This window comes from Avibacterium sp. 20-132, from assembly GCF_023611925.1.
Classification (GTDB): Bacteria; Pseudomonadota; Gammaproteobacteria; order Enterobacterales; family Pasteurellaceae; genus Avibacterium.
The window spans coordinates 2,155,711-2,179,640 of sequence record NZ_CP091456.1 but is presented as its reverse complement, the minus strand read 5'-3'; the positions used below and the strand labels follow the sequence as shown (position 1 = coordinate 2,179,640).

The 23,930-nt window shown below is 40.6% G+C and carries 23 protein-coding genes and 1 riboswitch; of the genes, 10 read left to right on the top strand and 13 right to left on the bottom strand.

Going from position 1 to position 23,930, the window contains the following annotated elements; translation table 11 throughout:
* Window positions 1-142 precede the first annotated feature (142 nt).
* Window positions 143-2,050: an ATP-dependent zinc metalloprotease FtsH gene (gene ftsH, locus L4F93_RS10450; RefSeq protein ID WP_250351685.1), complete on the bottom strand. Its 1,908-nt coding sequence runs from the start codon at window positions 2,048-2,050 to the stop codon at window positions 143-145.
* Window positions 2,051-2,142: 92 nt separating this feature from the next.
* The gene (gene rlmE / locus L4F93_RS10445; protein WP_250350188.1) at window positions 2,143-2,772 is read right to left on the bottom strand and encodes a 23S rRNA (uridine(2552)-2'-O)-methyltransferase RlmE; all 630 of its coding nucleotides are present in this window, start codon (window positions 2,770-2,772) and stop codon (window positions 2,143-2,145) included.
* Window positions 2,773-2,889: 117 nt separating this feature from the next.
* Here rlmE and yhbY point away from each other — a divergent pair, with 117 nt between their 5' ends.
* Window positions 2,890-3,186 (top strand): ribosome assembly RNA-binding protein YhbY, encoded by a 297-nt coding sequence (gene yhbY / locus L4F93_RS10440; protein ID WP_250350187.1) that lies wholly within the window; start codon window positions 2,890-2,892, stop codon window positions 3,184-3,186.
* 32 nt (window positions 3,187-3,218) lie between these two features.
* On the opposite strand, the gene greA is transcribed toward yhbY, so the two are convergent.
* Window positions 3,219-3,695, bottom strand: coding sequence for a transcription elongation factor GreA (gene greA, locus L4F93_RS10435; protein ID WP_250350186.1), 477 nt, complete (start codon window positions 3,693-3,695; stop codon window positions 3,219-3,221).
* 189 nt (window positions 3,696-3,884) lie between these two features.
* Here greA and dacB point away from each other — a divergent pair, with 189 nt between their 5' ends.
* Together dacB and L4F93_RS10425 are read left to right on the top strand one after the other, a co-directional pair.
* Window positions 3,885-5,327: a serine-type D-Ala-D-Ala carboxypeptidase gene (gene dacB, locus L4F93_RS10430; RefSeq protein ID WP_250350185.1), complete on the top strand. Its 1,443-nt coding sequence runs from the start codon at window positions 3,885-3,887 to the stop codon at window positions 5,325-5,327.
* Window positions 5,328-5,330: 3 nt separating this feature from the next.
* On the top strand, window positions 5,331-6,125 hold the full coding sequence (locus L4F93_RS10425) for an MOSC domain-containing protein (protein ID WP_250350184.1): 795 nt from the start codon (window positions 5,331-5,333) through the stop codon (window positions 6,123-6,125).
* Between the two features lie 74 nt (window positions 6,126-6,199).
* Here the strand turns inward: L4F93_RS10425 and L4F93_RS10420 are convergent, their stop codons facing one another.
* The 4 genes from L4F93_RS10420 to L4F93_RS10405 all read right to left on the bottom strand — a co-directional run bounded on the left by L4F93_RS10420 (window position 6,200) and on the right by L4F93_RS10405 (window position 8,155).
* Window positions 6,200-6,556: a type II toxin-antitoxin system PemK/MazF family toxin gene (locus tag L4F93_RS10420; protein ID WP_250350183.1), complete on the bottom strand. Its 357-nt coding sequence runs from the start codon at window positions 6,554-6,556 to the stop codon at window positions 6,200-6,202.
* Window positions 6,556-6,828 (bottom strand): AbrB/MazE/SpoVT family DNA-binding domain-containing protein, encoded by a 273-nt coding sequence (locus L4F93_RS10415; protein ID WP_250350182.1) that lies wholly within the window; start codon window positions 6,826-6,828, stop codon window positions 6,556-6,558. Before L4F93_RS10415 ends, L4F93_RS10420 begins: the two co-directional genes overlap by 1 nt.
* A 148-nt stretch (window positions 6,829-6,976) precedes the next feature.
* Window positions 6,977-7,846, bottom strand: coding sequence for a pirin family protein (locus tag L4F93_RS10410; RefSeq protein ID WP_250350181.1), 870 nt, complete (start codon window positions 7,844-7,846; stop codon window positions 6,977-6,979).
* Between the two features lie 69 nt (window positions 7,847-7,915).
* On the bottom strand, window positions 7,916-8,155 hold the full coding sequence (locus tag L4F93_RS10405) for a DUF896 domain-containing protein (protein ID WP_250350180.1): 240 nt from the start codon (window positions 8,153-8,155) through the stop codon (window positions 7,916-7,918).
* A gap of 151 nt (window positions 8,156-8,306) precedes the next feature.
* On the opposite strand from L4F93_RS10405, the gene L4F93_RS10400 reads away from it, so the two are divergent.
* Both L4F93_RS10400 and L4F93_RS10395 read left to right on the top strand, forming a co-directional pair.
* On the top strand, window positions 8,307-9,188 hold the full coding sequence (locus L4F93_RS10400; RefSeq protein ID WP_250350179.1) for a LysR family transcriptional regulator: 882 nt from the start codon (window positions 8,307-8,309) through the stop codon (window positions 9,186-9,188).
* Window positions 9,189-9,289: 101 nt separating this feature from the next.
* On the top strand, window positions 9,290-10,240 hold the full coding sequence (locus tag L4F93_RS10395) for a lactate/malate family dehydrogenase (protein ID WP_250350178.1): 951 nt from the start codon (window positions 9,290-9,292) through the stop codon (window positions 10,238-10,240).
* 78 nt (window positions 10,241-10,318) lie between these two features.
* Here the strand turns inward: L4F93_RS10395 and ilvN are convergent, their stop codons facing one another.
* From ilvN to L4F93_RS10380, 3 genes are all read right to left on the bottom strand, one after another.
* Window positions 10,319-10,810, bottom strand: a complete 492-nt coding sequence (gene ilvN, locus L4F93_RS10390) for an acetolactate synthase small subunit (protein ID WP_250350177.1) — start codon at window positions 10,808-10,810, stop codon at window positions 10,319-10,321.
* The gene (locus L4F93_RS10385; protein ID WP_250350176.1) at window positions 10,810-12,528 is read right to left on the bottom strand and encodes an acetolactate synthase 3 large subunit; all 1,719 of its coding nucleotides are present in this window, start codon (window positions 12,526-12,528) and stop codon (window positions 10,810-10,812) included. The genes ilvN and L4F93_RS10385 overlap by 1 nt, the downstream gene beginning before the upstream one ends.
* A 266-nt stretch (window positions 12,529-12,794) precedes the next feature.
* Entirely contained in the window at window positions 12,795-14,318 is a 1,524-nt protein-coding gene (locus tag L4F93_RS10380; RefSeq protein WP_250350175.1) for a Na+/H+ antiporter NhaC family protein, read from the bottom strand.
* A gap of 96 nt (window positions 14,319-14,414) precedes the next feature.
* Window positions 14,415-14,590: riboswitch (Lysine riboswitch) on the bottom strand.
* A gap of 276 nt (window positions 14,591-14,866) precedes the next feature.
* Here L4F93_RS10380 and L4F93_RS10375 point away from each other — a divergent pair.
* Entirely contained in the window at window positions 14,867-15,271 is a 405-nt protein-coding gene (locus tag L4F93_RS10375) for an H-NS family histone-like protein (protein WP_250350174.1), read from the top strand.
* Between the two features lie 76 nt (window positions 15,272-15,347).
* Entirely contained in the window at window positions 15,348-16,184 is an 837-nt protein-coding gene (gene purU / locus L4F93_RS10370) for a formyltetrahydrofolate deformylase (RefSeq protein ID WP_250350173.1), read from the top strand.
* Between the two features lie 42 nt (window positions 16,185-16,226).
* Here purU and L4F93_RS10365 read toward each other — a convergent pair whose 3' ends face one another.
* On the bottom strand, window positions 16,227-18,341 hold the full coding sequence (locus tag L4F93_RS10365; protein WP_250350172.1) for a TonB-dependent receptor: 2,115 nt from the start codon (window positions 18,339-18,341) through the stop codon (window positions 16,227-16,229).
* Between the two features lie 146 nt (window positions 18,342-18,487).
* Between L4F93_RS10365 and L4F93_RS10360 the strand changes: the two genes are divergently transcribed.
* Window positions 18,488-19,000 (top strand): PepSY-associated TM helix domain-containing protein, encoded by a 513-nt coding sequence (locus tag L4F93_RS10360; protein ID WP_250350171.1) that lies wholly within the window; start codon window positions 18,488-18,490, stop codon window positions 18,998-19,000.
* A gap of 47 nt (window positions 19,001-19,047) precedes the next feature.
* Here L4F93_RS10360 and hemA read toward each other — a convergent pair whose 3' ends face one another.
* Complete coding sequence (hemA, locus tag L4F93_RS10355; RefSeq protein ID WP_250350170.1) at window positions 19,048-20,352, bottom strand: glutamyl-tRNA reductase; 1,305 nt, start codon at window positions 20,350-20,352, stop codon at window positions 19,048-19,050.
* Between the two features lie 147 nt (window positions 20,353-20,499).
* Window positions 20,500-21,201: a hydroxyacylglutathione hydrolase gene (gloB, locus tag L4F93_RS10350; protein WP_250350169.1), complete on the bottom strand. Its 702-nt coding sequence runs from the start codon at window positions 21,199-21,201 to the stop codon at window positions 20,500-20,502.
* Between the two features lie 17 nt (window positions 21,202-21,218).
* On the opposite strand from gloB, the gene L4F93_RS10345 reads away from it, so the two are divergent.
* Together L4F93_RS10345 and ycaO are read left to right on the top strand one after the other, a co-directional pair.
* A complete protein-coding gene (locus tag L4F93_RS10345; protein WP_250350168.1) occupies window positions 21,219-21,950 on the top strand; it encodes a class I SAM-dependent methyltransferase in 732 nt (243 codons plus the stop codon).
* A 134-nt stretch (window positions 21,951-22,084) separates the two neighbouring features.
* Window positions 22,085-23,854, top strand: a complete 1,770-nt coding sequence (gene ycaO / locus L4F93_RS10340) for a 30S ribosomal protein S12 methylthiotransferase accessory factor YcaO (protein ID WP_250350167.1) — start codon at window positions 22,085-22,087, stop codon at window positions 23,852-23,854.
* The last annotated feature ends 76 nt before the right edge of the window (window positions 23,855-23,930 follow it).

The window sequence follows — 23,930 nt, the reverse complement described above, 5'->3', positions numbered from 1 at the left end:
TTCTCAATCTCATTGATACAGTAAATTAAAATAAAAAATAAATTGAATTTATTATTTGAATTTACTTTATGTTAAAGCTTAAAAAGGAAAAAAGAAAGGACTGATTTCTTATAAAAATCAGTCCTTTAATAGGATTAAATGATTAGTTATGCTCAGATTTGTCTGAATTTTCCACCGCACTTTGATTTTGTGTAGGTGCAGTTTGTTCAGTGCTTTTTTCTGAACTAGCTTTACCACTGTCACTCCAGCCTGAAGGTGGGGTAACTGGCTCACGATTCATCAGCTGTTTAATCTGTTCTTCTTCAATGGTCTCATATTTTACTAACGCATCTTTCATTGCGTGTAAAATATCCATATTGTCAATTAATAACTGTCTTGCACGATCGTAGTTTCGAGTAACAATAGCACGAACCTCTTCATCAATAACATGTGCCGTTTCATCTGACATATGTTTTGCTTTTGCCATTGAACGCCCTAAGAACACTTCACCTTCATCTTCAGAATAAAGAATTGGCCCTAATTTATCGGAAAAGCCCCATTGGGTTACCATATTACGCGCAATATTCGTGGCAACTTTAATGTCATTCGATGCGCCAGTAGAAATATTTTCTTCGCCGTAAATTAACTCTTCCGCCAAACGTCCTGCATAAAGGGTTGAAAGTTTACTTTCTAATTGTTTCTGGCTAATGCTGACTTGATCCCCTTCTGGTAAAAAGAAGGTTACCCCTAAAGCACGTCCACGCGGAATAATGGTCACTTTATGCACGGGATCGTGTTCTGGTACAAGATAGCCCACAATGGCGTGTCCTGCTTCGTGATAAGCAGTCGATTCTTTCTGCTTATCGGTCATAATCATTGTGCGACGTTCAGGCCCCATATTGATTTTGTCTTTTGCTTTTTCAAACTCAAGCATTGAAACCAATGGCTTGTTCATTCGGGCAGCAAATAATGCGGCTTCATTAACAAGGTTCGCCAAGTCTGCACCTGAATAACCCGGTGTACCACGTGCGAGCGTCATTGCATTCACATCTGGGGCAACGGGTACTTTACGCATATGCACTTTTAAGATTTGCTCACGCCCTAAAACATCTGGCAAGCCCACCACTACTTGGCGGTCAAAACGCCCCGGGCGAGTTAACGCGGGATCAAGCACATCAGGACGGTTGGTTGCGGCGATCACAATCACCCCTTCATTGCCTTCAAACCCATCCATTTCCACTAACATTTGGTTAAGGGTTTGCTCACGCTCATCGTGTCCGCCACCAAGACCAGCCCCACGTTGGCGACCTACGGCATCAATTTCATCAATAAAGATCAGGCAAGGTGCATTTTTCTTCGCTTGTTCAAACATATCACGCACACGAGAAGCCCCTACCCCAACAAACATTTCTACGAAGTCAGAACCTGAAATAGTAAAAAATGGCACTTTCGCTTCACCGGCAATGGCTTTAGCTAATAAAGTTTTACCTGTTCCTGGTGGGCCAACCATTAAAATCCCTTTTGGAATTTTACCGCCCAACTTTTGGAATTTACTTGGATCACGCAAGAAATCCACAATTTCGCCTACTTCTTCTTTGGCTTCATCGCAACCTGCAACATCTGCAAAGGTGGTTTTAATTTGCTCTTTTGTCAGCATTTTGGCACGGCTTTTTCCAAAGCTCATTGCTTTACCGCCACCACCTTGCATTTGTCGCATAAAGAAGAACCACACGCCAACAAGCAGTAGCATTGGGAACCAAGAAATAAAAATTTGTGCTAAAAAGCCACGTTTTTCTGGCAATGTTCCTTCTACTTTCACCTTTTTATTTAATAAATCATTGAGTAATTTATCATCATAAATTGGCATTACTGTTGAATATTTGGAACCATCTGATTTGGTAACCTGCAATTCATTATCATCAAATCTCACTTGACGAACTTGATCATTGCCTACATCAGTAATAAATGTGGTGTAATCAGTCATATTACTGCTTGAACCACCGCTAAAGCCCTGATATGCAGACATCATAACGACTGCAATAACAATCCATAGGACTAAGTTTTTGACCATATCTTTCAAGGTTTGACCTCGTTTTTCTAAGTTAATAATTTGTTACAAGATTACTACATTCATTCCAAAATGAGAAGTTATTGAATTTATAGTTAATATTTGTAACCCGTTGCCACAATATACACCTCGCGAGAACGTCCACGAGATGCTTCAGGTTTACGTACTTTAACAACACTGAAAAGAGAACGAATCTCTTTTAAGTATTCATCAAAGCCCTCACCTTGGAAAACCTTTACAACAAAACTGCCTTTATGTGCCAATACTTGTTTGCACATATCTAAAGCCAGCTCGACTAAATACATTGCACGCGGAATATCTACTGATGGCATTCCGCTAAAATTAGGTGCCATATCAGACATCACTACATCTACTTTTGCTTCGCCAACTCGTTCAAGCAAGGCATTAAGCACATTCTCTTCACGAAAATCCCCTTGCAAGAAATCAACCCCGACAATAGGATCCATCTCTAAAATATCACAAGCAATGACTCGACCTTTACCGCCAATTTGACTCACCACATACTGAGACCACCCTCCGGGAGCAGCTCCTAAATCCACGACGGTCATTCCGTGCTTAAAAAGACGATCTGTTTGTTGAATTTCATCAAGCTTAAAATAAGCTCGCGAACGCAACTTCTGCTTATGTGCCTTTTGGACAAATGGATCTTTAAAATGCTCATTTAACCAACGCGTTGAACTTGCTGAACGTTTTTTCTTTCCCATAATTTCTTAATTTTTGTGGTAGTTTCGTCAATATAAGGTTAAAATTTCCCAGTTCAAGGTGGTATTAGGAATTTCTCCATAAAAAACACCGCACTTTATAAACATAGGATTAAATTAATGCAGTTATCAACAAAACAAAAACAATTTTTAAAAGGGCTTGCACACCACTTAAGCCCTGTCGTTATGCTAGGTGGAAATGGATTAACCGAAGGGGTTATCGCTGAAATTGACAACGCCCTCAATCATCACGAATTAATTAAAGTGAAAATTGCAGGAGCTGATCGCGAAACCAAACAACTTATTATTGATGCGATTGTCAGAGAAACGCAAGCTGTTGCGGTGCAAACTATCGGTCATATCCTTGTGCTTTATCGCCCAAGCGAAGAACATAAAATTTCCTTACCTAAAAAATAAGTAAAATGGGGCGTATTAAAACGCCCTCTTTTTCATTTATATTCCACTTCAATAATATCAAACTCAACCTTTCCACCGGGAGTGGTAATGGTTACGCTATCGTCCACTTCTTTGCCAATTAAGCCACGAGCAATCGGTGAATTTACTGAAATCAAGCCTTGTTTAATATCCGCTTCATCATCCCCCACGATTTGATAGGTTACTTCTTCCTCAGTATTCACATTCACTAACACGACCGTTGCACCAAAGATAACTTTGCCGTTATTTGGCATTTTGGTTACATCAATGATTTGACTATTCGCCAACTTTCCTTCAATTTCTTGAATACGCCCTTCACAAAAACCTTGTTGCTCGCGTGCCGCGTGATATTCCGCATTTTCTTTTAAATCACCGTGTTCACGCGCTTCTGCAATGGCTTTAATGATTTCAGGACGGCGAGTATTTTTTAAAAAGTCCAATTCTTCTCTTAATTGTGCTGCACCGCGTACAGTCATTGGAATTTGTTGCATTGCTAAATCCTTATTCCTTTTTTAGTCAAAAATAAAACCACGGCAAAGCAATACTTTGCCGTAGCTCAAAAAATAATTTTAATGCAAATCGCATTATTACATCATTTATGCGAGAAATAATTTTACTCTCGCGAGATCCAGCACTATTATTGTGTTTCTGAAAAAAAATAGCAACCATCGCGATTATTTATGTACAAATTATCATCAAAATTATGGCCTTTTGTATTAGGGATTTCCTTTGTTTTATCCCCCTCACAGAGCGCCGCTAAAGTGGACGTTGAAGAACTTCGTACACAACTTCCTACGGGAACAAGCCTTTCGTTCGTAGCGAAAAACTTAAAAACGCAAGAAATTCTCACCGCACTGAATCCACAAACCTTTATGCTCCCTGCAAGTACACAAAAAGTGTTTACTGCACTCGCTGCCAAACTGAGCCTTGGCGATGAATTTCATTTTGAAACGAGTTTATTACGAGACGGCAATATTGAAAATGGTGAGTTACAAGGTAACTTAATTATTAAATTCACCGGTGACCCTGATTTAACCAGCGATCAACTCTATCAGTTGCTTGCCCAATTAAAGCAACAAGGTATTCAACGCATCAAAGGGGATCTCATTTTAGATACGGCGGTATTTACTGGACACGACCGTGGCTTAGGTTGGATTTGGAACGACCTATCAATGTGCTTTAATTCACCACCAGCCGCTGTGAACATCAATCACAACTGTTTTTATGTAGATCTTGATGCTAACCTACCTACGGGCGAATTGGTGAAATTCAATGTGCCTGCACAATATCCCGTTCAAGTATTTGGACAAGTTCGTGTCGCAAGCAAAGAAGAAGCCCCTTATTGTCAGCTTGATGCGATACTACACGATAATAATCGCTATCAAATTAAAGGCTGCTTAGCGCATCAAGCCAAACCTTTTGCACTCAGTTTTGCCGTGCAAGATCCTAATGCTTATGCCGCGGCAATTATTCAACACCAATTAAACCGCCTTGGCATTTCGTTTAACGGCAACATCCAACAACCTCACATAACCCAGCAAGGACAAATTTTAGCACAACATTTTTCTAAGCCATTGCCTGAACTGATCAAAAAAATGATGAAAAAATCGGACAACCAAATTGCCGATGCTCTATTTCGCACTATTGGTTATCACTATTACAAACGTCCTGCTTCATTTCAACTTTCCGCCAAAGCAATGCGCCAAATTTTGCAAACTCGCGCAGGCATAAAATTTGATAATAGCATTATCGCCGATGGCTCAGGGCTTTCTCGTCACAACCTAATCTCTGCCAATATTATGCTGCAAGCCCTTGAATATATTGCAAATAACGAGGCACAATTGCATTTATTAGACATCTTTCCCATTGCCGGGGTAGATGGCACACTAAGCGGACGTGGTTCAATGATTGCCCCACCTCTGGCACAAAATATTTCGGCTAAAACAGGCGCATTAAAAGGGGTTTATAATCTGGCTGGCTTTATGCAAAATAGCAAAGGACAACGCATTGCATTCGTACAATTTATCAACGGCTATTCCACGGGCGATCTGGAAAATAAAACGAAACGCGCACCCTTAGTGCGTTTTGAAAATGCCCTATACAGCCAACTTTATGAGGATTAGACAATGAAATTACAGCATATTTACCTATACCCCATCAAATCAACACAAAGCTATGAAGTGGCACAAGCGGTAGTTCAACCGCAAGGGCTTAATTTTGACCGCACCTTTATGCTTACCGAACTAGATGGCACCTTTATCACCGCACGCAAAGAGGCGGAACTTTATCATTTCCACGCGTTGCCGACACCGCTTGGCTTATATATTCAGCATAAAGACGGTTCAGCAATTCAAGTTCAATATACGGATTTTCAACAAAGCCAAGCCTGTGAAGTGTGGGGGAATGAATTTAACTCGTTACTTGCACCACAAGAAATTAATCAATGGTTTAGCGAAAAAATCGGTCGTGCTGTGCAACTGCGCTGGACAGGCGAACACACGCAACGCACAATCAAACGCTACCCCGATCAACCGCTCTCTTTTGCAGACGGCTACCCACTTTTACTCACGACTACCGCCTCATTTAATGCCTTACAACAAGCTTGCCCAAGCCCAATTTTACCCCTTCAATTCCGCCCAAATGTAATCATTGATGGCATCATCCCCTTTGAAGAACAACAATGGGCTGAAATTCAAATTGGTGAAGTCAAATTCTTACACAGTAAACCTTGCGAACGCTGTGTGCTTACCACACGCAACCCAATTACCAACCAAACAGATCCAAAAATGGAACCTTTCCGCACGCTGAAAAAACTCAACCGCAACGAACAAGGCGCACCACTTTTCGGCATTAATTTAATTCCATTAAATACCGGCGTTATTCGCGTGAATGATCAAGTGAACATTTTGGCATTGAAATAAATTGAAATAAAAAAGTGCGGTGGTTTTTAGAGAAATTTCTCTTAAAACCACCGCACTTTTATACATAACTCATTTTATTGAGGATCAATAAGATCAACTAATTTCATTACTACTTCGTCTATTAAATGAGGTTCTGCCACCGTAGCAAATTTTGCATTACGAGCGTTCAAATCAAGAGAATGTATTTGGTGACAAAGAATAACGCCAGTTACCGCTCCTGATTTAGTACTCGCACCATCTAATACTACGGTAACACTTTGCGAACGAGCCGCCTTTCCACCACTAGAGATAGGGCAACAAATTGCCACACCTAGCGCTTTATTTAATACTTGCTCCGAAATTACAATAAAATAATGAGGCTTGCGTAGTTCTCGCCCTAAGCTAGGATCGGGATCAACATACCAAATTTCTCCCTTTTTTGGCACGCGCATTACCATACTTCTTTACCTTGTGCTGAGCTTTCCATTATTTCTGCGACATCCTTGTTTAACGCTGTTATTTCTTCACTATCAATGCCTTCTAACAACTGAGTAAGATTTTTTCGCCCTTTAGGCTGACGCTTAACAGCACTTAACACGACGGTTTCATTTTTTGTTTCAATATTTAACACATTGCCCGCTTGCCAGCCCATTTGAACAGCAATTGAATTGGGTACCGTTAAAATAATCGCCCCACCTTGTTGTCTTAATCTACCTTGCATCATATTTTCCTTTGTTCGTGTTACTTTGTAACACATCATAAAGAAATTTTACTCACTCCACAATCAAATTCATTCTGAATCAAAATAAAAAGTGCGGTGGTTTTTAGAGAAATTTCTCTTAAAACCACCGCACTTATTCAGTGATTGAGGATTAATGAATATTACCAAACTCGCCTTTGTTAAACGCGTTGAATTTTTCGATTAATTCTTCGCGGGTGTTCATTACAAACGGGCCATAGGCGGCAATTGGTTCATTAATTGGTACGCCACTGAGTAAAACCATTTTGACGTTTTCCTCACCTGCGGTGATTTTGACTTCACCGCTTTCGTGATTGAAAATCACCAATTCGGTTGGTGCAGCACGATCGCTATCATTAATCAGTGCCGTTCCACGCAATGCTACCAGCATTAAATGGTGGCTTTCTGGTACGTTAATGGTTACGCTGTGGTTCGCATTAATATCCATTTCCCACATATTTAACTCGGTAAAGGTACGGGCAGGCCCTTTTACGCCATCCAGCTCCCCTGCAATAATGCGTGCTGTACCCGCATTATCGGCAAAGTGATAAGCTGGAATATCTGCCGCTTTAATGCTTTGATAGCCTGCTGGGGCATTTTTATCTTTCGCTGGCAAATTTACCCAAAGTTGTAACATTTCAAAAGTTCCGCCTGTTCGGCTGAAATTTTCGCTATGAAACTCTTGGTGAACAATGCCATTTCCTGCGGTCATCCATTGCACATCACCTGCTCCAATCACGCCACCATTGCCATCGCTATCGCGGTGTTCTACTTCACCTTGCAACGCAATCGTAACGGTTTCAAATCCTGCGTGTGGATGTGCGCCTACGCCTCTTGGCGCGCCGTTATGAGGTTTAAATTCCATTGGCATTGCATAATCTAGCATCAAAAATGGGCTAGTGACTTTGTCTTGTTGGCTATGTGAGAATAATGGTGACACATAAAAACCATCGCCAACCCAGTGTTTTTGTGGTGCGGTATAAACTCGATTTACTGTACGCATAATTTTTTCTCCTAAATTTGATAAATTCTGTTTTTTGTGATGCCCTGAATATTCAGGGCGGTGAGTTCATTAATAAGTCGCTACTTGCATTCCATTACGTTGCGCTTCACGCAATTTAGTTGGGGTAACATCATTGCCCTCTGGATCAACCACACTGACAGTAGATAAAATATTGGTCAATTGTCCACGGATTGCGGCTAAATAACGCTGACGTAACGCACTACGCTCATTTAATTCAGCTTCAGAAAGTGCGGTAACTTTTGCTTTACGGGCTAATTCGTTAATTCTATCTAATTCTAAAATACGCATTTTCTTTCTCCTTGTTGTTAGAAGCTGTTGATAGTTCATTTTATATGTGAGTTATCGATAGCCTCTAAATGTTTGCTTATTTCTTGTGGCGTAGTTTATACTTGTTCCATACATCAAACAATAATCAAAAATAAAACCCAAGGTTCTATTTATGCAACAAATTGATCTCAATGATATGCGCTTTTTTGTGAGCGTGATCCAATCTGGTAGCTTAACCCAAGCTGCTGAACAATTAAGTGTGCCAAAATCGCGTTTAAGCCGTCGTTTGACGGAGTTAGAAAATCAGCTCGGTAGCAAGCTGCTTGATCGCAATCGCAATGGGGTACGATTAAATGATCTTGGTGAACATTTTTACCAACACGCCTTACTCGCTGTGGAAGCTGCCGAAAGTGCGGTAAATTCTGTGGCAAATTGTTTAGCCACGCCTCGTGGTTTACTACGCATTTCGGTTTCCAGTGAGATTTTACGTTATTGGCTCACCCCACATTTATCGCACTATTTACAGCAACACTCTGATGTTGAGCTAAACATTACAATGGAAAATCGCCGTGCTAATTTATTGCAAGAAGGGGTGGATATTGCCTTACGCATTGGGGATCTTGACCTTGATGACGTGGTAGCAAAGCATCTTTTTGATATTTCTTCTGGAATTTATGCCTCGCCAAATTATTTAAGTAAAAATGGCGTCCCACAAACACCACAAGAATTGAAAAGCCATCGCCTGCTGCATAAAAGTGATGGCAAAAATTGGCTGTTCAAGCAAGGCAATCAACGGGAATTGATACAACTGAAAAAAGCTTTGCAAGCCAATGATGCGGCGGTATTAGCCCAATTAGTGGAAGATGACTACGGTATTGCCCTATTGCCTGAATTGCCCAATTTAATTCAACCCAATTGGCAAAAGTTATTACCTGATTGGCAACTCGAATCAGCGCCTTTATATGCAATTTATTACAAAAATCGCGGGCTTGCGCCAACAGTGCGAACATTTGTTAATTTTTTAAGCGAAATCGCAAAAAATTGGCAAAAATAATACCGCACTTTTTATTCAACCATTGAGCAAGAGAAAGAGATAAAGTAAGATTAACGCCTTTTTGAAAACAACCTAACACATAATAAATACAGGAAAACACAATGAAAGTTTCAATTATTGGCGCAGGCGCAGTGGGCGTAGGCATTTGTAATTATCTTCTTACAATGGGTGAATGCCAAGAAGTGGTCTTGGTCGACCTGAATAAAGAACGTACCCGTGGCGAACAATTGGATTTCAGCCATACCAGTGCGTTAACTTTCGCTAAAAATACCAAAATTATTGCGGGAGAATATGAAGACACGCGTGATAGCGACGTGGTGGTGATCACGGCGGGTGCGCAAATTAAAGTGGGACAAGATCGCTTAGAAATCGGTCATATTAATGCCAAAATCGCCGTGGATATTGCCCGCCAATTAGAACACTATACCCCAAACGCGATTCTCATTGTGGTGACCAATCCCTGTGATATTCTGACCCATTTTATTATTCGTAACACCAACTTCCCCGCACACCGTGTGATTAGTGCTGGTTGTGTAGTGGATACGGCGCGAATGATGAAAATTATTGCTGATAAAGTCAAAATCGATCCGAAAAACGTGTTCGGTTATGTAATGGGGGAACACGGTGCAAATAGTTTTATTCCTTGGAGTATCGTGAATATTGCAGGGCAAAAAATTGATGATTTTTGTCAGCAAAATGATGTGCCAATGCTCGATCCTCAAGAACTGCTCAACGCAACCAAAGCCATTGGTTTGGAGGTATTCAGTTTAAAACTCAACACCAACCACGCCATTGCTGCTAGCGTGTTCCGTATTATTCGAGCGATTAGTATTAATGAATATTCTGTGTTGCCCGTTGGCACAATGCTCAATGGTGAATACGGTTTACAGGATGTGGTGATCAATGTGCCGATGGTTATTAGTAATAACGGCGTAGAACACATTTTGAAATACAAACTTCCTGCCAATGAACTTGAGCAACTTCACCAATGTGCCAATGCTTTACGCCAAGTGGTCGAAAAAGTGGCTGAAAGCACAGGGTTGAATTGTTAATGATAGGTAAAGAGAATTGATCAAAAAAGTGCGGAAAAAACCACCGCACTTTCTTTTTGTTGTTTTTTACTAGATTTCCTATAAGCAATTTTTCTCGCCACGAGACAGGCTAATCAACCCTGAGCGAACAATTTCAATCAATGCACTTTCTTCTTTTAATGCTTTCACGAAAGCATCAAGTTTATCTTTCGTTCCCACAAGTTGAATGGTGTAAGATTTGGTGGTAACGTCCACAATTTGTCCACGGAAGATTTCCGCTAAACGTTTTAACTCATCACGGGAACTGCCTTGCGCACGCACTTTCACCAACATTACTTCACGCTCAACGTGTTCGCAATCACTTAGGCTTATCACTTTAAACACGTCCACCAATTTATGCAGTTGCTTTTCAATTTGCTCCAGCACTTGCTCATCGCCGTAAGCCTCAATGGTCATACGAGAAAGGGTGGGATCATCAGTAGGTGCAACCGTCAAACTTTCAATATTAAAGGCTCGTTGAGAAAACAAGCCAACCACGCGGGATAACGCCCCTGATTCATTTTCTAATAATACTGATAAAATTCTACGCATTAGGCTTTCTCCGGTTTGGTTAAAATCATTTCGTTCATTGCGCCACCACGCACTTGCATTGGATAAACGTGTTCGGTTTCATCGACTTTAATATCAACAAACACTAATTTATCTTTAATGGCAAAGGCTTGTGTCAATTTCTCTTCCAATTCCTCTGGCTGATCAATTTGGATACCGACGTGTCCGTAAGATTCTGCCAACTTCACGAAATCAGGCAACGAGTTCATATAAGATTGTGAATGGCGACCTGAATAAATTAAATCTTGCCATTGTTTCACCATACCTAAAAAGCGATTGTTTAGGCTAATAATTACCACCGGAATGCCATATTGTTGTGCGGTGGAAAGCTCTTGAATATTCATTTGAATACTGCCATCTCCGGTTACGCAAACCACCGTTGCTTCTGGATGAGCCAATTTCACGCCTAATGCCGCAGGTAAGCCAAAGCCCATTGTGCCAAGCCCACCAGAGTTGATCCAATGACGAGGTTCATCAAAAGGATAATGCAGGGCGGCAAACATTTGGTGTTGTCCCACATCAGACGCCACATAAGCCCCCCCCTTAGTTAAGCGATAGACGGTTTCAATCACTTGCTGTGGTTTAATCACGCCACTATGACGATCAAAATCTAAGCACTTCACTGCTTTCCACTCATCAATTTGTTTCCACCAATCAGTTAGATCGGCTTGAGATTTCGCTAAATTATCTTCTTCCAATAAGGCTAATATTTCTTGTAATACATTTTCTGCACTGCCTACAATGGGAATCGCGGCGGGAACATTTTTAGAAATAGACGTTGGATCAATGTCAATATGCACAACTTTTGCATTCGGGCAATATTTCGCCAGATTATTGGTGGTACGGTCATCAAAACGTACGCCAATCGCGAAAATCAAATCACTGTGATGCATCGCATTATTCGCTTCGTATGTACCGTGCATTCCTAGCATACCTAAGTATTGTTTATCTGTACTTGGAAATGCGCCTAATCCCATTAAAGAGGAGGTAACCGGCAAATTCAACTGTTTAGCAAATTGAGTAATTTGTTCACTGCAATTTGCGGTGATCGCCCCGCCACCAAGGAAAAGCACTGGTTTTTTTGCAACGAGTAAGGCTTTCAAGGCTTTTTTAATCTGCCCTTTATGCCCTTGTACCGTAGGATTATAAGAACGCAAGTGAATTTCTTGCGGATAAGTATAAGTATATTTATTTGCAGGGTTTACCACATCTTTCGGTAAATCAATCACCACAGGACCGGGGCGACCGGTGGAAGCAATATAAAAGGCTTTTTTAATAATTTCAGGCAAATCTTCTGCACGTTTAACTAAAAAACTATGTTTCACCACAGGACGCGAGATCCCAACCATATCGCATTCTTGGAAAGCATCACTCCCGATCAAACCTGACATCACTTGTCCTGAGATCACCACCAAAGGCACTGAATCCATATACGCGGTTGCAATGCCCGTAATCGCATTGGTTGCGCCCGGGCCTGATGTTACTAACACGCACCCCACTTCCCCTGTGGAACGTGCATAGCCGTCTGCCATATGTACCGCGGCTTGTTCGTGACGAACCAAAATATGCTCAATGCCACCTAGAGTGTGAATGGCATCATAAATATCTAACACCGAGCCACCGGGGTAGCCAAACACAAATTTTACGCCCTGATCACGCAAGGATTGCACAACCATTTCCGCACCTGATAATTTCTTCATTGTTACCTCGCAAAAATTTACGGAATTTCCACCGCACTTCTGTTTTTCATTAACGATGATTATTTGTAACGGATTGAGGCTAGCTTGTCTAGCAAGATTTTAGTGGATAAGCAGAAACAGAGAAGAATAAAACGCCAAAAATTCCAAAATTACAACATTTTATAAAATAAAACCCAATAAAAAATAAAAAAATGCGACAATATGCCGCATTTTATAAAATAGACAAAATAAAATTTTATTTCTTATTTTGTGATCAAGATCACATTTTAACGTCTTTTAAACAAGAAGATTAATGCCACTAAGGTGATTGCTGTCGCAATAAAGCCAAAGATCCCTGATGCGGTGTAACCCACCACAAGATAGCCCACAATGGTTGCAGCGGCTAAGGTTAAAGCATAAGGTAACTGCGTCGTAACGTGATCCATATGGTTACATTTTGCCCCAGTGGAAGACAAAATTGTGGTATCCGAAACAGGCGAACAGTGATCACCGCAGACTGCACCAGCCATTACGGCTGAAAGGCAAGGCAACATTAATTCTGGCGCTGCATTTGCAGCAATCGCGGCAGCAATTGGCAACATAATTCCGAATGTTCCCCAACTTGTTCCCGTTGAAAATGCCATTACAGAACCTAATATGAATAATAATGCGGGCAACACTGCCACAGGTAAGTTACCCGAAACAAGGCTAGATAAATAGGTCCCCGTTTTCATATCGCCAACAACATTGTTGATTGTCCAAGCGAAGAATAAAATTAAAATCGCACCAAGCATTGATTTCACCCCAACGACCCAAGATTTTGCGTATTCCGCAACACTCACTTGGCGATCAATCAAAATGCAAAGCGTCGCAATAATGACCGAAGCACAGCCGCCAACCACAAGAGAAATTCCTACGGTGGTATTTTCAAACGCTCCTAACAAGGAAAACGGTTTTCCTTCTGCGGCAAGGGCTTCATTTCCTGTGTGCAACATCATAAATACTGTTGCGCCAATTAACGTAATAATTGGTAAGATCAAGTTACGAACGTGGCCTTTTACCCCTACTTGCTCATCTTGCTCTTCTTCTACTCTCTCAAGAGCGAGCTTTTCGTGCCTTGCCATTGAGCCAATATCAAAGGAAAAATACGCAACAAAGAACACCATTAAAATGGAGAAAATCGCATAGAAATTCATCGCGCTCATTGCCATAAATGCACCAATTGGGGTGTAATCAGTAATCGCATAGGTCGCCAACAAGCCAGAAATTAAGGTAATGATATAAGCCCCCCAACTGGAAACAGGCATAATCACACACATTGGCGCAGCAGTGGAATCCAAGATATACGCCAATTTCGCACGAGAAACATTAAATTTATCCGTAACAGGACGAGCAATCGCGCCCACCGCAAGGCTATGGAAATAATCGTCAATAAAGGTAACAAACACCAAAGAGGCGGCCATTAATTTTGCACCTCGACGATTTTTAATCCGCTTTTGCGCCCATTCAGCAAAAGCACGGTTACTGCCTGACACCGTTAAGAGTGCGGTTAAAATGCCTAATAGTAATAAGAATAAAATGATGTTGATGGTATCAAAATTCCACCCATCATCACCATACACTAAAGATTGCACCGTATTCTTTAAATAAATGGCTGCGTTTGTAATGTTGAAATCCGCCAACATTAACGAGCCAATTAAGATACCAATGCTTAAAGATAAAATGACTTTACGCGTAAAAATCGCCAATAATAAGGCTAACAGGGGCGGGACAACCGACCAAATTGATGTGGAATAATCTAACAGTTCCATTATTGTTCTACCTAAGAATAAGGGAGAACCACTGAAGTTTACTATTTTAAAGAAAGGTAAAAATTTAAAATAAAAAGGCAGGCACAATTGCCCAACCTAACCAGTAGCGCTCCATAGTGATAAAAAAGACTATGACAGTAACGTTTCTTTCGAAAACGTTCCCAACCAATTAAAACGACTTTTAATTGATTTCGGCAACTATTCCTTTCCTTTTTCCTCATCGTTATCCACTCAGAAAAAATACTTATAATAGTTGCTCCTCTACATAAGTAGGATCTCGCAAAGATTACAATAAGCAACAAAAAATGCAAGCATTATCCATAAAAAAGCGATCACTTTTTCACTAACTCCCACTTAATACGACGCAAAGGATTGCGTTATAAAAAAATGAAATTGAGACAAAAAATTTGGAAAAATAATACCGCACTTTTATAAAGGGAATAAAGCACATTCAATATTAAATAACATTCTCTATTTACCTAGAATAATATTTTCGTTATTATATCGGCGTTCTTATTAATTTAATATTATGATTTAGGAGAAGTAAAATGAGTGATTTATTAAAATCATTAAGAAATATTCGTAGTTTACGCGCTGTTGCAAAAAATCTAAATGTAGAACATTTAGAAGAAATCTTAGAAAAAGTGAAAACAGTTCTTGAAGAAAAACGTCAAGAAGTCGCACAAGCTGCACAGCAAGAAGTAGAAAGATTAAAAGCACTTGCAGAAGTACATCAATTTTTAAAAGAAAAAGGGATTGCGCCTGAAGATTTAATTACAGAGCAAACTGCTACACCGAAAGCCGTACGTCAAAAACGTCCTACTCGTCCAGCTAAATATCAATATACTGACGAGAATGGCAATGTGAAAACTTGGACGGGTCAAGGCAGAACACCTTCTATTATTCAACGTGCCTTAGATGCTGGAAAATCATTATCTGATTTTGAACTTTAATTTATAAAAAAGTAAAGCTTATTGGCTTTACTTTTTTTTTCATCTCAAAAACCTGATCCCATACAATATTATGATTATGCGAGAAAATAAAATTCTGCTAACTGATTGCCCTGATGATAAAGGGCTTATTTCAAAAATAACCAATATTTGTTATAAACATCAACTCAACATTATTCATAACAATGAGTTTGTGGATTTTGAAACAAAACATTTCTTTATGCGTACCGAATTGGAAGGTATTTTCAATGATGAAACCTTGCTTGCCGATTTAACCTTTAATCTGCCAGCGGGAACAAATTGTCAATTAATAAGTAAAAAAAGAAAACGTATTGTTATTTTAGTGACCAAAGAAGCCCATTGTCTTGGCGATCTTTTAATGAAAAATTACTACGGTGGTTTAGATGTTGAAATTGCTGCTGTAATTGGCAATCACGATAACTTAAAATGTTTAGTAGAACGTTTTGATATTCCTTTCCATTGTATTAGCCACGAAGGATTAACACGCGTTGAACACGATAAATTATTAGCGGAAAAAATCGATCAATATTCGCCAGATTATATTGTGTTAGCGAAATATATGCGGGTATTAAACCCTGAATTTGTTGCCCGTTATCCAAACCGAGTGATTAATATCCACCACTCTTTCTTGCCAGCATTTATTGGCGCAAGACCTTATCATCAAGCTTATGCGCGTGGCGTAAAAATCATTGGTGCAACCGCGCATTTCATCAATAATGAATTAGATGAAGGTCCAATTATTATGCAAAATGTCATTAACGTGGATCATACATACAGCGCCGAAGCAATGATGCACGCAGGACGTGATGTAGAAAAAACTGTCCTCACCAAAGCCTTAGAGCTTGCCTTACAAGATCGGATTTTTGTTTATAAAAATAAAACAATTATTCTCTAAACATAATGCGGTGAGCCACCAGCACCGCATTGATTTGATTAATTAAAAGGTATAAGTCAAACGTAAATTAAAAGAACGCGGATTACCGGGCATTGCATCGGAACGCCAATAAGCTTTATTAAATAAATTCGACACAGCCAAGGTAATATTGACAGGATTCAAATTATACCCCACCATCGCATCAACACGAGTAAAACTTGGTAGAATAGTTTGTTTATTGTTATTGAAATAATAGCGTTTTCCTAAGTGCGTTATCCCTGTTTCTAAATAGAATTTTTCTGTTGGCACATAACGCACAAATAGGTTACTTGTGAAATTGCCGGTATTATTCAAAGTGCGGTTGTTATTTTGCGGATGTTGTTTATCTTCCTTAATTTTTGCTACCATCCAGCCTACTGAAGAACGGATATACCATTTCGGTGCAAGCTGCCCTAATAGGCTTAATTCCACACCTTTAGATTGATCTTTTCCACGCACAGCCCAAACATCAAGAACATCTTTATTAGGACGATAACGAATATTACGGCGTTCTAATTGATAAGCAGATAAGGTTGTACTTAAGGTTTTATCAAACCAATCGCTCTTAATGCCCACCTCATATTGTTGATTATATTCTGGTGAGGCATTAAATACGTCTTTTTGATCCGTGCTAATCCCTAAATAACCACGCCCTCCATAAGGTGAGAAACTGCGATTAAACGATGCGTAAAGCGTATGTTCTGGTGTAACCTCCCATACAACGCCTACATTCGGGCTGAAAGAATGCCCTTTTGTATCACGGCGTTCTTGCTTAATATTTATAGAGTTAAAACGATAAAAATCGTAACGCCCGCCTAGTAGCACTTTTAAGTTATCGGTTAATAAAATTAAATCCTGTACAAAAATACCTGTACTATACGCTTTATGGCGATTATCTACCGTAGCGTTTGGGTGCTGACGAGCCGGCCATTGATGTCGGCTGAGAAAAGGATCAATTTCTTGATTGCGCAAAACAGCCAAAATAGGGTGGCGTTCTTCCTGACTATAATCTAGCCCAATTGTTAGTTTATGTTTAAGACTAGCCATATCAAATTCACCATTAAAGGTAACATTATTGGTGAATGTTTTATTCCGTGTTTTTTGCCATGCATAGCTTTGCTTTAATTTTTTATCTGTTGCCGAATAAGTTCCTGCAAAATAATGATCAAAATCCTGATCTGCTTGACGATAAGCAAGCTGCCAATTTACTAGCCACTGATCATTAATAAAATATTTGAGATCCGAACGCCAAACTTGCAATTTATCATCGACATAATCCCCATCACGGAAAAAGCTATTTCGATAGCCTATTCCCATTTCATCATAAACAGATTTAGCCGGATTGCGATCTGGAATACGCCATTGATAATCGTAGGTATATTGCCCAACCCATTGCAGACGCCCATCATCACTTTGTAGGCTAATGCTTGGGGAAAACATTCTCCCTTTATTTCTTACCTCATAGCGATAAGCCTCTGCGGCAGACAGCTCACTAGTTAAACGCACTGCAACATTTTCGTTAATTTTTTGGTTCACATCTAAATTTAAACTACGACTATTCCAAGAACCATAGGTTACACCAATATTTCTGCGGGTTGTAAAATTAGCAAATTTACTGACCATATTGATCACGCCACCACCATTACTACGTCCATATAAAATTGACGATGGGCCTTTTAAAATCTCAACCCGTTCAATATTAGCAGTACTACGGCGAACTTGCCCGCTCTCACGAATCCCGTCACGATAAATATCACTCGCATCAGCCTGAAAACCACGCAAGTAAATATTTTCACCACGCATATCATAGGTGGCATCAATCCCTGCATTTCCCTCCAAAATAGAACTCAAATCATTAGTTCCATAATTTTTGTTTTTCTGAATGTTAATCACATCAACGGTCTGTGGCATTTCTTTGATCGTAAGAAGATTGCGTGTTGCCTGTGCTTCTTCATACCCCACATATCCCTTTGTGTTGGCAGTTTCCTGTGTGGTAACAACATCAATCGTTGGTAACACGGCCATATACTCTGTCGATGAAAAGATTTGCTCCGCATATAACACCTTGCTAGAACAAACACTTATAACTAAAAGTGCGGTGGTTTTTAAAGGAAAACTTAGAGGGCAAGCTGATTTCATAAATTAGAGCTCCTTATCTATTGAACAACAGCCACCTATTTTATTGATAATAATTATTAATTCAATAAATAATAATTATTTTCATTTACATAGTGAAGAAAATTTCTATATAATCACCGCATCTTTAACTTCCAGCCAACATACAAATGAGTAAAACAACAGCAAAATGGATGCGGATTTTGCACCGCTATTTTGGATTTTTATTATTAGTGATAATGTCGATTTATGCGTTTACTGGTATCGTTTTAATCTATCGAGATACCAACATTTTCAAACGTTCAGTCTATATAGAAAAAACCATTTCCCCTCAACTCAATGCGCAACAGCTTGGGCAGAAATTACGCATAAAAAATTTATCAATAACTGAAAAAAAAGGTGATGTGTTCTATTTTCAGCAAGGGGAATATCACCTCGAAACGGGTGAGGTAAAATATCACTCAATGGAATATCCAAGCTGGCTTGCTGAGCTTAACCGTCTACACTTAAGCAATTCACAATATCCCTATTCTTGGCTCACTACCCTCTTTGGCATTTCCCTACTTTTTTTCTGTGTGAGTTCTCTGTGGCTTATTCCGGGCTCAAGGAAAATGCTAAAACGTAGCTTATGGTTTATTCTGAGCGGGGCAATAATGGCGCTGGTTGTGATTTTGACTGATTAAAAAAGCAGGAAAACAACGTACGGTGCAAAATAAGGCAATGCTTCGCCTTATTTTTGTTTTGCTTGGATTTCTTGAGAAAATGCTTGTAAGCCTTGCGCGTTGCCTGATTTCACCATTGCTTGCATTGCTTGAGTTGGTGTGTGAATGAGTTTATTCGTGAGTTTATAGCTTAATTCTTGCAAAATTTGCTCCGCACTTTCTCCTTGCTGTAACGCACTCAACGCTTTTTCTAGCATTTCTTGGCGAGTTTGCTCCGCTTCTTCACGGTAGCGACGGATTAAATTAGAAAATTGATGCACCTTGAGCCATTCAAAAAAAGCGTGGTTTTCTTCATCAATAATTTGCTCAGCCTCGGCAGAAGCTTGTTCACGCTGGCTGAGATTGCGCTGAATGATATTTTGCAGATCATCCACCGTATAATGATAAACGCTTTCCACTTCCGCTGCGCTTTCCTCTACATCACGTGGCACGGCAATATCCACAATCAACATTGGATTATAACAACGCTTTTTCTGCGCTTGTTGTACCATTGTTTGGCTGATTAAGATCGTTGGGCTACCCGTTGAGCTAATCACAATATCGGCTTGATCTAATCCTACTTGAAGTTCATCTAACGCTAACACACGGATTTTCTGCGCGGACTCAAGTTTTTCCACCAGTTTTTCGGCACGAGCAAGAGTACGGTTGGCAATGGTTAGGCTTTTCACACCGTGGCGTAATAGATGACGGGCGACCAATTCAATGGTTTCCCCTGCCCCCACAAGCAAAATGTTGAGCTGACGTAGGCTATCAAAAATTTGACGGGCTAACGTACAAGCAGTGTATGCCACAGACACGGCATTTTCACCGATACGCGTTTCCGTACGTACACGCTTTGCCGTGGAAAAGGTTTTTTGGAATAAGCGAGAAAGCTGGCCAGAAATCGCCCCTTGATGTTGCTGATAATAATCCTCACTCAGCTGATAGGCTTGCTTCACTTGCCCTAAAATTTGCGGCTCACCCAATACAAGGGAATCCAATCCGCACGCCACACGCATTAAATGTTGCGTAGCAAACTGGTTTTGTTTGACATAAAGGCTGTGGTTGAGTTCTTCTTTGTCGATCTGATGAATTTCGCTCAGCCAGTCAATACATTGGCGCTGCCATTGGGCATCATCTTGTGGAGAAATGGCTTTATTATGAAAATACACTTCCGTGCGGTTGCAGGTGGACAAAATCACAGCGCTGTCTGCCAAAGCAGCTTGCTCGATTTGTTGCAATGCCTGCTGACGTTTCTCATCAGAAAACGCCACCTTTTCACGCAATGCCACAGAAGCGGTTTTATGGTTAATGCCTAAAACAAGAATTGTCATAAATTAATTGAAATTTGACCGCACTTTCGGTCAAGCCCCCACAAAATAAAAAGAAAGAAAATAAAAACTTGCTCATTCTAAGCAATTATTTGCCATTGAGCAAATAGGATTGCCCTTTCGTAGCGAAAAGCAAAATTTTTGTTCAATTTACTGCTGATCTTTTAATTTTCGCCATTGGGTAAATTGCGCCAAATTTTCTGCTTGTAAGAAAGGATTAATCTGTTTTTCTAGCCCCAAGGTGGTGGGTAAGCTTGGTTGGTGCTGTTGGCGTAAAACGGCAATTTTCGCCACATAATCTGTCAAAAATGCCGATTTTGGCAACACTTTCTCAGCAAATTTTAAATTGCTTAAGGTATATTCGTGCGCAGGGCAAACAATGGTGCTATCAGGCAAGGCTTTGAGCCGTTGGAGCGAATCAAACATTTGTGCGTAATTCCCTGTAAACACGCGTCCGCAACCGCCTGAAAATAAGGTATCACCACAGAATAAATGGCCGTCCACCACAAAACTCACGTGATTTTCCGTGTGGCCGCCCGAGGGCAGCACTTGGATTTGATAATGCGTGGTGCGAATTTCCCCTTCATTAATGATTTGCGTTGCACCCAAGTCTGCAGTTTCTTGTGGGCCAAACACAGGGACATTAGGATAATGCTGTTTAAATTCTGCCAAGCCGCCAACGTGATCTTGATGCTTATGGGTAAGTAGCACCGCTTCCACTTCAAGCTGATGTTGCTGTAAATAAGCAAGCAAAGGCGCGCTTTCTGCGATGTCGATCACAATTACAGGTAAATTTTCTCGTGCATACAGCCAAATATAGTTATCATCAAGGGCAGGAATGGGTACTAACATATTGATCCTTATTAAAAATGAAGTGGAATATTCTAAACAATGCGCAAATAGAAACACCGCTAAGCTGGCAACAGGTGCCACAAGGTGCGCGCTATTGTAGCCTAATTCAGCAATATTTAACAAAGCACTTTGCACAAATTTCGGGAGATTATTGTCTCAAATTGGGTGCGTTAAGTGGCGAAGTGGCGTATTATCCTTGCGATCAACAAATTATTGTGAGCGAAAAAATTCCGCAAAATTTGACCGCACTTTCACAATGCCCACACATCGATTTAGTGCAAGCTCAAGCCACGGCGCTACCTTTTATTGATGAATGTTTCTCTGCCTGCTTGCTTGCGCACGGCTTGCATTTCACCGCTGATCCGCACCAAGTGTTACGCGAAATTACGCGCACGCTCAACCAAGAAGGGATCTTATTTCTTTCCTTATTTAATCCGCTCAGTCTGTTTTCCCTTAAACAACATTTGCCTTTTGGCACAAATAAATTGCCGTTTCACCCTTATTTTGCCACTAGGATTGTGGATTGGCTAAGCCTGCTCAATTTCGATCTGCTTGATCAGCAATGCTTATCCTTGCAAGGGAAACCCCATTATTTTGGCGAAATAATGATCATTGTGGCACAAAAGCGCACGTTTCCAATGACCTTAAATCCCCAAACATCGCCCTTTTCCCCTGTTCTCAACCCTGCCAATGCGTTTCGCCAAGCTGCCAAAGCGGAAAGGCTTATCAAAAACAACTCATTGAAATAACAAGCTGGTTTTGCTTTTTAACAGGATTTCCCCTTGCTGAATAGGTGAAACTTGCCTATTATGCACGGCTCAATATGATTAGCCCCTTAGATAATACAAAATAACGGATAATACGAAATAACGGAGAACACGAAATGACCGAACAAACCTTTATTCCCGGCAAAGACGCCGCACTTGAAGATAGCATTGCAAAATTTCAGCAAAAATTGACCGCACTTGGTTTCGATATTGAAGAAGCCTCGTGGCTCAATCCCGTGCCGAATGTTTGGTCTGTGCATATTCGTGATAAAGATTGTCCGCAATGCTTCACTAACGGTAAAGGGGCGAGCAAAAAAGCGGCGCTGGCTTCTGCCTTAGGGGAATATTTTGAACGTCTTTCCACCAACTATTTCTTTGCCGATTATTACCTTGGGCAAGATCTCGCCAATGCGCCTTTTGTGCATTATCCCAATGAAAAATGGTTTGAAATTGAAGATGAAACCGAACTGCCTGAGGGCATTTTAGATGAGCATTTATTGGCTTATTATGATCCCAATGGCGAATTGACGCCAGATTTATTGATCGATCTCCAATCGGGCAATGCAGAACGTGGCATTGTGGCAATGCCTTATGTACGTCAATCAGATAACCAGACGGTGTATATTCCACAAAGCATTATCGCCAACCTTTATGTTTCCAATGGAATGTCCGCAGGCAACAGCTTGTTTGAAGCGCGTGTGCAAGGGCTTTCAGAAGTGTTTGAGCGTTATGTCAAAAATAAAATCATTGCAGAGGCCATTAGCTTGCCGCTTATTCCACAAGATGTAATGCAGCGCTACCCTGCGGTGCAAGAAGCCATTGCAACCCTTGAGCAAGAAGGCTTTCCAATTCTCGCTTATGATGCGTCCTTAGGGGGGAAATATCCTGTAATCTGTGTGGTGTTGCTCAATCCACAAAATGGCACTTGCTTTGCCTCTTTCGGCGCACACCCTAATTTTGGCGTGGCATTGGAGCGCACGGTAACTGAATTATTACAAGGCCGCAGCTTGAAAGATCTTGATGTATTCACGCCGCCTTCTTTCAATAATGATGATGTGGCAGAACACGCCAATTTGGAAACGCATTTTATTGATTCAAGCGGTTTAATTTCTTGGGATTTATTTAAACAGGAGAGCGATTATCCTTTTGTGGACTGGGATTTTTCTGGCACAACGGAGCAAGAATATCAAAATCTGATGGCAATTTTCCAAGCGCTCAATCAGGAAGTCTATATTATGGATTATCAGCATCTCGGCGTTTACGCTTGCCGCATTATTGTGCCGGGAATGTCGGATATTTATCCAGCGGACGATTTAATCTACGCCAATAACAATATGGGAATGGATTGGCGCGAAATCTTGCTTGATCTGCCCCATTTCCATCACGATCAAGATACTTATCAAGAATTACTTGATGAGCTTGATGAACAAGGCATTGACGATGCTACCCGCGTGCGTGAGTTTATTGGCATCGTGCCACCGCCAAAATCAGGCTGGACAACCCTGCGTATTGGTGAACTCAAAGCAATGCTCTATCTTGCTACACAAGATTTAGAAAATGCCTTAGATTGGGCAAACTGGACGCTGAATATGAATCAATCGGTATTCACACCAGAACGCGTGAATTATTACCGCTGTTTAGTCAATAGCCTAGAATTATTCCTTGATGAAAACCGCGATCCCGCTCAATATCGTGCCGTATTTGAGAAAATGTATGGCAAAAGTGCGGTGGAATTAGCTTGGAATGCCATTCAAGGCGACAATCCGTTCTATGATTTATTGGCTGATGATGAGCATTTACAACAATTCCACGCGCATCAAAAATTACTCAACGCCTATCATAAATTGCAAAAAGCCAAAACAGACTACTGGCAAAGTGCGGTTTAAGATAAAATAGAAAATAAGGCGTGCAACCGCCGCCTTATTTATCCAATGTATTTTTTTGTGATCTGTGCCAAAGAAA

What these genes read in the sequence shown, in the direction of transcription:
- purU (WP_250350173.1), top strand. Translation starts at nt 15,348, where the DNA reads ATGCGAGAAAATAAAATTCTGCTAACTGATTGCCCTGATGATAAAGGG.
- rlmE (WP_250350188.1), bottom strand. Translation starts at nt 2,772, where the DNA reads ATGGGAAAGAAAAAACGTTCAGCAAGTTCAACGCGTTGGTTAAATGAG.
- yhbY (WP_250350187.1), top strand. Translation starts at nt 2,890, where the DNA reads ATGCAGTTATCAACAAAACAAAAACAATTTTTAAAAGGGCTTGCACAC.
- gloB (WP_250350169.1), bottom strand. Translation starts at nt 21,201, where the DNA reads ATGTTAGTACCCATTCCTGCCCTTGATGATAACTATATTTGGCTGTAT.
- ycaO (WP_250350167.1), top strand. Translation starts at nt 22,085, where the DNA reads ATGACCGAACAAACCTTTATTCCCGGCAAAGACGCCGCACTTGAAGAT.
- L4F93_RS10395 (WP_250350178.1), top strand. Translation starts at nt 9,290, where the DNA reads ATGAAAGTTTCAATTATTGGCGCAGGCGCAGTGGGCGTAGGCATTTGT.
- L4F93_RS10360 (WP_250350171.1), top strand. Translation starts at nt 18,488, where the DNA reads ATGAGTAAAACAACAGCAAAATGGATGCGGATTTTGCACCGCTATTTT.
- ilvN (WP_250350177.1), bottom strand. Translation starts at nt 10,810, where the DNA reads ATGCGTAGAATTTTATCAGTATTATTAGAAAATGAATCAGGGGCGTTA.
- L4F93_RS10385 (WP_250350176.1), bottom strand. Translation starts at nt 12,528, where the DNA reads ATGAAGAAATTATCAGGTGCGGAAATGGTTGTGCAATCCTTGCGTGAT.
- greA (WP_250350186.1), bottom strand. Translation starts at nt 3,695, where the DNA reads ATGCAACAAATTCCAATGACTGTACGCGGTGCAGCACAATTAAGAGAA.
- L4F93_RS10365 (WP_250350172.1), bottom strand. Translation starts at nt 18,341, where the DNA reads ATGAAATCAGCTTGCCCTCTAAGTTTTCCTTTAAAAACCACCGCACTT.
- L4F93_RS10345 (WP_250350168.1), top strand. Translation starts at nt 21,219, where the DNA reads ATGAAGTGGAATATTCTAAACAATGCGCAAATAGAAACACCGCTAAGC.
- dacB (WP_250350185.1), top strand. Translation starts at nt 3,885, where the DNA reads ATGTACAAATTATCATCAAAATTATGGCCTTTTGTATTAGGGATTTCC.
- L4F93_RS10405 (WP_250350180.1), bottom strand. Translation starts at nt 8,155, where the DNA reads ATGCGTATTTTAGAATTAGATAGAATTAACGAATTAGCCCGTAAAGCA.
- L4F93_RS10380 (WP_250350175.1), bottom strand. Translation starts at nt 14,318, where the DNA reads ATGGAACTGTTAGATTATTCCACATCAATTTGGTCGGTTGTCCCGCCC.
- ftsH (WP_250351685.1), bottom strand. Translation starts at nt 2,050, where the DNA reads ATGGTCAAAAACTTAGTCCTATGGATTGTTATTGCAGTCGTTATGATG.
- L4F93_RS10410 (WP_250350181.1), bottom strand. Translation starts at nt 7,846, where the DNA reads ATGCGTACAGTAAATCGAGTTTATACCGCACCACAAAAACACTGGGTT.
- hemA (WP_250350170.1), bottom strand. Translation starts at nt 20,352, where the DNA reads ATGACAATTCTTGTTTTAGGCATTAACCATAAAACCGCTTCTGTGGCA.
- L4F93_RS10420 (WP_250350183.1), bottom strand. Translation starts at nt 6,556, where the DNA reads ATGCGCGTGCCAAAAAAGGGAGAAATTTGGTATGTTGATCCCGATCCT.
- L4F93_RS10400 (WP_250350179.1), top strand. Translation starts at nt 8,307, where the DNA reads ATGCAACAAATTGATCTCAATGATATGCGCTTTTTTGTGAGCGTGATC.
- L4F93_RS10415 (WP_250350182.1), bottom strand. Translation starts at nt 6,828, where the DNA reads ATGATGCAAGGTAGATTAAGACAACAAGGTGGGGCGATTATTTTAACG.
- L4F93_RS10375 (WP_250350174.1), top strand. Translation starts at nt 14,867, where the DNA reads ATGAGTGATTTATTAAAATCATTAAGAAATATTCGTAGTTTACGCGCT.
- L4F93_RS10425 (WP_250350184.1), top strand. Translation starts at nt 5,331, where the DNA reads ATGAAATTACAGCATATTTACCTATACCCCATCAAATCAACACAAAGC.